The sequence below is a fragment of the Desulfosarcina sp. genome (genome assembly GCF_033791525.1).
Classification (GTDB): domain Bacteria; phylum Desulfobacterota; class Desulfobacteria; order Desulfobacterales; family Desulfosarcinaceae; genus Desulfosarcina.
In genome coordinates, this window is the sequence record NZ_JASJGN010000414.1 from 1 (window position 1) to 7,182 (window position 7,182).

The following is a 7,182-nucleotide window of genomic DNA, read 5'->3' on the forward strand; positions in this document are numbered from 1 at the left end:
TATAGCCGCAACATTCCCACTTCCTTAGGATGATCCACCACGCCGGCACGGACCATGTTCATGTCAATACAGGCAATGCATTGGTGCAGGTGGCGATTACTTTCTACGGCTGTTGCATGATAGCGATCCTGCCAGAATGCACCCTTTTTGTTTTTACGGATATTGTATTCCTGGCCGGTTCTTCCGGCGACCAACTTAATTGAATCTGGGATGACATTGCGACCATTGTCGAATACAAGCAGGTGAATATGGTTTGATGTGACCATATAATCCAACACACTCAAATCGCGGTACCTTTTCTTAGCCTGGTATAGCCACTCCATCCATCTGCGGCGGCCTCTTGCGAATTTTAAAAGAAAGGCTCTCTTATGGCATCGGTGGGTGATATGCCATCTGGTAGGTTGTATCCAGGAAATGGCTCCTGCCCCATTTCCTTGAAAGGGGTCACAATAGCTGGAACTCACATCTAATGGCATTGAAGGCCTAAAATTCCCCTCCACCCAGTCCGATTATTAGCTTATGCTTGAAATCAAAGTGATAGAATGCTAATAACGCGATGATATAAATTCTCCCTTTCCGACTACAGCACTTTCAAAATCTTAAGAGAAGATGGGCTCTATCCTGTTCGCAACATTAGAAACTGTTGGAAAATTGCAGTAAACCATAAAAAAGGAGGCCAACAATGGGAAAGAAAACTTGGGTCAAACGTAGCGCTATATATTTTGCAGTAACGGTTTTAGCGTCATTGTTCGTATTTACCAATGTCGCCCTCTCAGATGACGACTCGTGCCTTCACTGTGGTATGAAGAAAGCCAAATTCGGGCATTCATGGGTCATCATAGAACATAGCGATGGCACCAAAGAAGGCGTTTGCTCCGTTCACTGTGCAGCGATTGACATGGCGTTACATACCCACTTGCCGGTCGATAAAATAACTGTTGGTGATTACAATACGAAAAAGCAAATCGATGTCGACAAGGCTTACTGGGTAATTGGCGGAGACAAAATGGGGGTAATGACAACAAGGGCCAAATGGGCTTTTGAAACAAAGGAGGCCGCTGATGCGTTCATTGCCGAGCACGGTGGGAGGCCATCAATTTTCGAAGAGGTCATGAAGTCGGCTTTTGAAGACATGTATGAAGACAGCCTGATGATTCAAAAGAAAAAAAAGATGATGAAAATGAAGAAAAACCAGTCCTAAGTGCTCCTGTTCGTAAATACGATGACGCATCGAGAATGTCGCGGCACCTGGATCGCAAGGCGCCGAGCAACACGGCGAGCCGGGATGCATCGGCAATCGAATGCCATCGTATTTTTGCACAGGGGCACTAAGCACCTGACAACATAACCATCGGAATATTTCCCTTGCAGAAGGTAGGGCCAGATATGTGGCGCTACCTTTTTGCTTAGGCACAGTTTCCAGTCTGCCTGAAGCCAGCTATAGCGCATGTCTCAGAGATAAAGATCCCGCACCCATATGCGTATTCCGCCGCATTGTGACCCCCATCCCGATGATATCGATGACGGACAGCTCGAACGGCGTCTTTATGCAAATGACTCCCGATCTGCATCTGACGAGCCGGTCATGCCACCCATGGCGTACCGGTTTCAGGGGCTCATAGAGAAGCATGTGACCTCGCAGTTGCGGTGGTACGAATACAAGCAGGGCAACCGGCCGGTGAAAAGGCCTTCATCGATTGTGCCGGACTAACGGTGCCCATCTTTAACCCGGATAACTTTCTTTCCCATTTTGCCGGTTAAACAGCCTTCAAATGATACGGTTGCCAAGCAGTCCCATCTTGGTTATGACTCAGTAACGAGGCACAACTGTGGAAAGCAGCCTCGGTGTATTGACTTCTTCATTTGCGGTAAGCATTTTCCGCTATGTACGTGCTCATAGAATTTAAGCGGTTTCCATAAGGGAGGCCCCATGAAGAACAGAAAATACCGAACCTATCTCAAGCCGGCTATCGGCTTGATGGCTGTTGGCCTCATATACGTCGGCAATACACTGGCCATATAGAGACCCGACCCCGATTAAATCACGTGGCAAAATCATCTTAAACCCATAGGGTCATTTTTTGGCTTGTCTTTTGGTCCAGCTTTTGAGTTACTTTGTGGTTGCAGAGACTACCTATGCGCCATCCTATGAACCTTAGCATGAAATAGCTTTGGGAAAGCCAAATGAAAAAAACAGATATTCTTGAAAAATATCCTCCCAAAATGGAAAACGTGCTGCTCATACTCCACGATCTGCAGAACCACAATCGAACGAATTACCTGTCAGAAAAAGATCTGTCCCTTGTCGCCCAGCACCTGAATACGACTTTGGGTTCGATCTATGGGGTCGCCAGCTATTACTCGATGTTCAGCTTAACTCCCCGAGGAAAACACATCATCAGGATATGTCGTTCCCCGGTTTGTCACTGTGCCGGTGTGAACGATGTGTTCGACGAACTGACCAAGCTTTTAAAAATCGATGTCGGTGCAACCACCTCTGACAAGCTGTTCACCCTGGAAACGACCGAGTGTTTGGGCCAATGTGACTTGGCACCGGCGATGACAGTTGATGAAGAGGTTTACGGACATCTGACCGCAGCACGCATCGCGACGATCATTGCGCAGTACAGAAGAAAAAGGAGCCACGGCAGGAGACGGAGAGGGTGATGAAAGCACACAAAATAGCGTTAAGAAATGTAGGAGAAATTAACCCTGCCAGCATCCAGGACTATATGGACAGGGGCGGGTATGAAGCCTTGAAAAAGGCCCTGCACACCTCCCCTGAGAAGGTTATTCACGATATTATTCAATCTGGTTTAAGGGGCCGGGGGGGCGCTGGGTTTTCGACAGGATTGAAGAAGAAATATACCAGTGAGGCCGCATGTGTCCTTCTCGAATGCATGCACTACATCGTATGCAACGCCGATGAAGGTGAACCCGGAACCTTTAAGGATCGAATCATCATGGAGGGGGACCCCCATCTGCTTATCGAGGGGATGGTGATTGCGGCCTATGCGGTAGGCGCTGAACAGGGTTATATCTACATTCGTGGTGAATACCACCAATCCATCCATATGGTCCGCAAGGCGCTGGCGCATGCCCATGCGCGCGGCTTTCTGGGCCACAACATTCTGGGTACCGGGTTTTCGATGGATATTGAAATCAAACTGGGGGCTGGGTCCTACCTGTGTGGTGAGGAGTTGACCCTGCTTGAATCCCTGGAAGGCAAAAGAGGATATCCGCGTATCAAACCGCCTTTTCCAGCCGAAAGTGGTTTGTTCGGTATGCCTACGTTAATCAACAATGTCGAGACGCTTTCCCACCTTCCAGCCATTGTGATCAATGGCGCCCACTGGTACCGAGGCCTCGGCACCGAAAAATCTCCCGGCACCAAAATTTTTACGATCAGTGGTGACGTAAACAGCCCCGGATATGCAGAAGTCGAGATGGGGGTCTCGCTTAAAGAACTCATTTACCTTGTTGCCGGAGGGATGAAAGACGGGAAACCATTTAAAGCGGCGCTGCTGGGTGGGGCCGCTGGAACATTCGTGCCGGAATCACTATTGGATGTAAGCATGGACTTTGACGCCCTTAAAGAAAAAGAAGCGGTGTTGGGCTCCGGCGCCGTTATCGTCATGTCCAAAGATCAGTCCATCCTGACGATGCTTGATTCGATATTGCGGTTTTTTGAACACGAATCCTGCGGTAAATGCGTTCCCTGTCGTGTCGGAACCAAACAGTTGATGGTTGTGCTGGAAAAGCTCAAGGGTGCTGATAACAAAAGGCCGGATCATATTGATTCGCTGGTTTATCAGTCCGAACTGATGGCCAAAACCTCATTGTGTCCACTGGGGCAATCACCGGTTCTGGCTATCAAGAGCGCAGTGCGGTATTTTCGCGATGAGTTGGAGAAACCAGAGTCCTTTCAATCCAGGTGCCAATGATGGACAATAGGGTCAGCATTAAAATTGACGGGAATCAATTAAGCGCCAGAAGAGGGGATAATTTGTTGGCCGTGGCGCAACGAAACAACGTCCCGATTCCCAGCCTCTGCTACCACCGCAAACTGACACCGACCGGTGCGTGCCGGTTGTGTATCGTCAAAATCAAGGGCATGGGCGGTTGGATCGCCGCCTGCACGGTGACCGTTGCGGAAGGGATGGAGGTGACCGCTTTTGACCCGGAATTGGAAGCGGCCCGCCGGGATATACTGGATTATCTGCTGTCCGAACACAATGAATCTTTCGACCGCAGCTACGAGGATGAATTCAAAGCGCTGATTGTTCGATACGGCCTCGATGACCCGGTGCGCAGGCGATTTCCCTCTGTCTGGAAAACACTCGGTCAACCGATCGATGACAGTTCTCCGGTGCTTACCTACGATGCTTCCAAATGTATCAAGTGCTTTCGATGCATCAAGGCCTGCGGTGAAGTTCAGGGCAAACATGTGTTGTCCATGGCCAATCGGGGCATCCAATCGTATATCATCGCCGGGCTGGGTGTGTGGGGTGCCTCGGAATGCGATGGCTGCGGCGAATGCATCCAGCTTTGTCCCACGGGCGCTATCGTTGAAAAACCAAACAGAGATCTTCTCATCACAGAAACACCGGAGAAGCGGGTCGTCTCCATCTGCCCTTACTGTGGCGTAGGATGCCAGATCGAGTTGGTGGTCAAAGGCGACCGGATTGCTCGCGTAAACGGTGTGGAAGGCGTCAAACCCAATGATGGCAGGCTTTGCGTCAAGGGACGCTTCGGCTATGAGTATGTCGGCCACAAGGATCGGTTGACTCAGCCGCTGATCAAACGTGATGGACAATTCCAACCGGCCGGATGGGATGAAGCGCTGGACCTGATCGCTAGCAAATTTAAGGCGATCAAGGCAGCATACGGCAATGAGGCCCTGGCAGGGTATGCATCTGCCAAGGCCACCAATGAAGACAATTACCTGTTTCAAAAGTTTATCCGAACCGCATTCGGCAACAATAATGTGGATTACTGCACCCGGCTGTGCCATGCATCCACGGTCACAGCCATGCTGCGTGCCCTGGGATCAGGGGCCGGATCCAACTCGATCGAAGATTATGCGACGGCCGATTGCATACTGGTTACCGGCAACAATATGGTCGAAACCCACCCGGTCACCGCGACTTACGTTAAGCGGGGTGTTGCCGCCGGTGGAAAACTGATTGTCATCGACCCTCGATGGACACCCCTGGTGAAGCATGCAGATGTCTGGCTGCAGCCCAAACTGGGAACCGACATCGCGCTGCTCAACGGCCTCATGAACGCTATTATCCGTGAAGATTGGATCGATAGGGATTTCATCACCCATCGGGTGGAAAGGGGGTTGGAAGCCTTCGAGGAGCTCAAGGACGTTGTCGCCGACTACCCACCTGAGACCGTGGAAGCAATCACGGGTGTGGCCCAGGGCAAACTCCTTACGGCGGCCCGACTGTTCGCCAAGGCAGATAGAGCGCTGATTGCCACCGGTATGGGGTGCAGCCAGCAGGTTACCGGCACCCACCTTGTGTTTTCGCTGATCAATTTATGCCTGATCAGCGGACAGATCGGAAAAATCGGCTCGGGATTGAATCCACCACGCGGGCAGAACAACGTCCAGGGCGCATCCGATGTGGGCTGCCTGCCCATGTCCTACCCGGGTTACCTGCCGGTTAGCGATGATGCCAATCGAAAAAAAGTCGCCACCGTATGGAACGTTTCCCATGAAGCGCTTTCCGGAAAAGTCGGGCTGACGACTGTCGAGATCATGCAGGCGGCCTATGCCGGAAGCATAAAAGGGATGTACATCATGGGCGAAAATCCGATGCTGACCGATCCCAACTTGAATCATACCCGTGAATCTATCCAACGGCTGGAGTTTCTGGTGGTGCAGGATATTTTTCCAACCGAGACCACCGCCTATGCCGATGTCATTCTTCCGGGGGTGACTTTTGCAGAAAAAAACGGAACCTTTGTGAACAGTGACAGACGGGTAAGCCGAGTGAGAAAAGCGGTCGATCCTCCCGGCAGTGCCCGCCAGGACTGGAAAATAATCTGGGAGGTTGCCCAACGGATGGGCTATCCGATGAAGCCGTATGCGGACGAAACGGAAATCTTCAATGAAATTGCAGCCGTGGCACCCTTCATGGCCGGCATCGCATATCATCGGATCGACCGGGAAGGCATCCAGTGGCCATGTCCGACCCAAGGCCATCCAGGGACGCGCACCCTGTTCCTGAAACAGTTCAACACCGCCAGCGGACGAGCGATTTTGCACCCGGTGGCCTATGTTCCGCAAACGGAAAAGGCAGATGCCGACTACCCTTTTTTGCTTAACACCGGCCGCATCCTTTACCACTATCATACCTGTACCATGTCCAGGCGCAACCAGGCGCTGACGGATTTTTCCAACCGGTCCTACGTCCTCATTCATCCCGAAGATGTTAAAAGGATCGGCCTGAAAAATGGTGCGCGTGTAAAAGTCGCTTCCCGACAAGGCGAGATCTCAACGCGGTTAAAAGCCAGTAATGATGTCCTGCCGGGCGAACTCTTCATGCCGTTTCACTTTGGCGAATCGCCGGTGAACGAACTGACCCGCGATGAGCTGGATCCCGACTCAAAGATTGCACCCTTCAAGCTGACTGCCTGCAGGGTAACCGCGCATCAATAAATGAGAAGTGAGGATTACTTGACGATCAGATATGTCACGATAGGCAGGTTGCCCTGACCTGAGCAGGTCTGGACGTGCGAAATGAAAAAATGGTATTATTATAATTAGAAAGTCAGCAAAAGCGGCCACAGCTGGACATTCAACAACCCATTACGTGCAAGGAGGTTGTCTCATGACCCAAACCAACACGATTCCGGAAACCGCCGTGGATCCCGTCTGCGGCAAAACCTTTGATCCGCGCAAGGTGCAATTTACCGCCAATGACGACAAAGGCACCCATTATTTCTGCTCGGACGAGTGCCGGCGCAAATTTGACGCAGCGGACGCAAAAACCAAAAAGGGGTTCTGGGAGAGATACACCGATCGTCTGAAAAAGACCAACTGCACACAGACACCTCCCGAGTGTCGGTGATCGGCGGGGGTGAATAAGGCAAACCGGGCAAAGGGTTAATCGTTGGAAAGATCGTAAAGATGACTGCCGGTGGGATCGCCATCACGCCACGGTCATTGAA

The 7,182-nt window shown here is 51.2% G+C and carries 6 protein-coding genes; 5 read left to right on the top strand and 1 reads right to left on the bottom strand.

The window, feature by feature from the left end:
• Nucleotides 1-476: transposase (locus QNK41_RS20065; RefSeq protein WP_319260717.1), on the bottom strand; the 476-nt coding region annotated here is incomplete at its 3' end.
• A 206-nt stretch (nucleotides 477-682) separates the two neighbouring features.
• Between QNK41_RS20065 and QNK41_RS20070 the strand changes: the two genes are divergently transcribed.
• The 5 genes from QNK41_RS20070 to QNK41_RS20090 all read left to right on the top strand — a co-directional run bounded on the left by QNK41_RS20070 (nucleotide 683) and on the right by QNK41_RS20090 (nucleotide 7,082).
• Nucleotides 683-1,201, top strand: coding sequence for a nitrous oxide reductase accessory protein NosL (locus QNK41_RS20070; protein ID WP_319260720.1), 519 nt, complete (start codon nucleotides 683-685; stop codon nucleotides 1,199-1,201).
• 983 nt (nucleotides 1,202-2,184) lie between these two features.
• Nucleotides 2,185-2,667: an NAD(P)H-dependent oxidoreductase subunit E gene (locus QNK41_RS20075; protein WP_319260723.1), complete on the top strand. Its 483-nt coding sequence runs from the start codon at nucleotides 2,185-2,187 to the stop codon at nucleotides 2,665-2,667.
• On the top strand, nucleotides 2,667-3,944 hold the full coding sequence (nuoF, locus tag QNK41_RS20080) for an NADH-quinone oxidoreductase subunit NuoF (RefSeq protein ID WP_319260726.1): 1,278 nt from the start codon (nucleotides 2,667-2,669) through the stop codon (nucleotides 3,942-3,944). The genes QNK41_RS20075 and nuoF overlap by 1 nt, the downstream gene beginning before the upstream one ends.
• Nucleotides 3,944-6,670: a formate dehydrogenase subunit alpha gene (fdhF, locus tag QNK41_RS20085; RefSeq protein ID WP_319260732.1), complete on the top strand. Its 2,727-nt coding sequence runs from the start codon at nucleotides 3,944-3,946 to the stop codon at nucleotides 6,668-6,670. Before nuoF ends, fdhF begins: the two co-directional genes overlap by 1 nt.
• A gap of 172 nt (nucleotides 6,671-6,842) precedes the next feature.
• Nucleotides 6,843-7,082 (top strand): hypothetical protein, encoded by a 240-nt coding sequence (locus QNK41_RS20090; protein WP_319260729.1) that lies wholly within the window; start codon nucleotides 6,843-6,845, stop codon nucleotides 7,080-7,082.
• The last annotated feature ends 100 nt before the right edge of the window (nucleotides 7,083-7,182 follow it).